The organism is Promicromonospora kroppenstedtii DSM 19349 (genome assembly GCF_000515355.1).
In the GTDB taxonomy this organism is placed as follows: Bacteria; Actinomycetota; Actinomycetes; order Actinomycetales; family Cellulomonadaceae; genus Promicromonospora; species Promicromonospora kroppenstedtii.
Genome location: NZ_KI911724.1, coordinates 54,862 through 56,807, shown reverse-complemented (window position 1 = coordinate 56,807; position 1,946 = coordinate 54,862). Strand labels below are relative to the sequence as shown.

At 73.9% G+C, this 1,946-nt stretch carries 3 protein-coding genes; 1 reads left to right on the top strand and 2 read right to left on the bottom strand.

Features of this window, described 5'->3' with window-relative positions:
• Positions 1–133: 133 nt before the first annotated feature.
• Positions 134–538 (bottom strand): nuclear transport factor 2 family protein, encoded by a 405-nt coding sequence (locus PROKR_RS21065; protein ID WP_036966887.1) that lies wholly within the window; start codon positions 536–538, stop codon positions 134–136.
• A gap of 87 nt (positions 539–625) precedes the next feature.
• On the opposite strand from PROKR_RS21065, the gene PROKR_RS21060 reads away from it, so the two are divergent.
• Entirely contained in the window at positions 626–1,426 is an 801-nt protein-coding gene (locus tag PROKR_RS21060) for an MmyB family transcriptional regulator (protein WP_036966884.1), read from the top strand.
• A 4-nt stretch (positions 1,427–1,430) separates the two neighbouring features.
• On the opposite strand, the gene PROKR_RS21055 is transcribed toward PROKR_RS21060, so the two are convergent.
• On the bottom strand, positions 1,431–1,946 hold a 516-nt coding region (locus tag PROKR_RS21055), incomplete at its 5' end, for a DNA glycosylase AlkZ-like family protein (protein ID WP_211240192.1).

Genomic DNA, 1,946 nt, shown 5'->3' with positions numbered 1-1,946 from the left:
GGTCGGCGATGGCGGCCCGCTTGGCCAGGCGCGAGCGCGTGGCGGCGACGGCGTCGGACGTGGCGGCGACCTCGGCGAGCAGCATGCTCCATCTTGACCCGCCACCCGATCCGGCGCGGCCTCAGCGGGCCCGTCACGCCCACCAGGTGAGGTGCGCGCCGGCCTCGGCGGTCGGCTCGATGAGCTCCCAGGCCTCCGCGATGCGGCCCGTCTCGAAGCGCATGATGTCGACCACCGTGATCTCCGGGCCGGACGGCAGCCGCCGGCGCGAGTGCAGCATCACGTGGTCGCCCTCGGCCAGCAGGTGCAGGACCGTCACCTCCATCCCGTCGATGTGCTCCAGCGAGCCGCGGACGGCGGCCAGCCACTCGGCCTTGGTCCGCGAGGTCCCGGCAGGCCGGTGGTGCACGAAGTCCTCGTCCAGTACCCGGGCGACGGCGTCGACGTCGCCTGTCTCGGTGAGCGCCGCGAAGGCCGCGGCGACGATGCTCGTGTTGTCGGTCGTGCCGCCCTGCGGCGTCCTGTCCTGTGTCGTCATGCCGGCAGTCTTGGGCGGGACGGTGGGGGATGTCGATGAACTGGGAGTTCATGGCGCTCCGGTCAGCGGTGCACGACACTCGACGCCATGGGAACCGTGGGTGAGCTGTTGCGGCAGTGGCGGCAGCGGCGTCGGCTGAGCCAGCTCGACCTCGCGATCGCCGCCGACGTCTCGGCGCGGCACGTCAGCCTGGTGGAGACGGGGAGGTCCCAGCCCAGCGCCGAGATGGTGCTCCGGCTCGCGGAGCAGCTCGACGTGCCCCTGCGCGACCGGAACCAGCTGCTGCTCGCCGCGGGCTTCGCGCCCCGGTATGCGGAGCGCCCGCTCGGCGCTGACGCCCTGATCCCGGCGCGGGACGCGGTCGGCAGGGTGCTGCGCGCGCACGAGCCGTACCCGGCGCTGGTCTTCGACCGCCGCTGGAACATCCTGCTGACCAACCGGGCCGTGGACCGGTTCTTCGGCGGCGTCGCACCCGACCTGCTGCGGCCGCCTGTCAATCTCGTGCGGCTGGGCCTGGACCCGCGCGGGCTCGCCCCGCTCGTCGTGAACCTGGCCGATGTGCGCTCCGTGTTCCGCGCCCGGGTACGGCGCCAGCTCGCCACCGTGCCCGACGCCGAGCTGACCGCCCTCTACGAGGAGCTCCTGGCGCCCGGCCCACCGGGTGCGGGCCACGACGGGGCATCCATCGAGGCCGAGTCGGACGTGGTGATCCCGATGATCATCCGCTTCGACGGGCGGGAGCTGCGGCTCTTCTCCACGATCACGACGTTCGGTACCCCGATGGACATCACGCTCGACGAGGTGGCGGTCGAGTCCTACTACCCGGCCGACGACGAGACGGCCGCCTACTTCACGGACCCGGTCGCGGCCGGGTCCAGGCAGGAGTAGCCCGTCAACCGTGCGGCCAGGCCGCCACCGCCGCCTCCACGGCCACGCGGGTCGGCCCGGGCACGCCCGGCACCAGCTCGTACGACTCCTCGGCGGCCTTCGGCGCGCGCCGCCAGGTGCCGACCAGCCGCCCGTCCAGCAGGACGGCGGGCCGGAAGACGCCGTTGCTGAACGGGACGACCGTGCGCATCGCCTCGGCGTCCGCGACCAGGCCGCGGTCCTGGTAGCCCAGCACCATCTCGTCGAACCCCGGCACGAGCACGACGCCGCCGGGTTCCGTGAGCCCGTCCAGGTCGATCCCGCGCCCGACGAGCATCACCTGCCCGTCCACGACGACGTCGACCAGGCTGTCCGGCTCGGCCGCACGGAGCGCGGTCACGGCGGCGCGCACGGGTGTCTTGGGCAGGCCGAGCCACCAGGCCAGGTCGTCCACGGTGGCCGGTCCACGGCTCGTGAAGTAGGACCGGGCGATGCGGGCGAGGGCCGCCGCGGGCTCCTCGGCCCGGACGCCGCCTGCCGG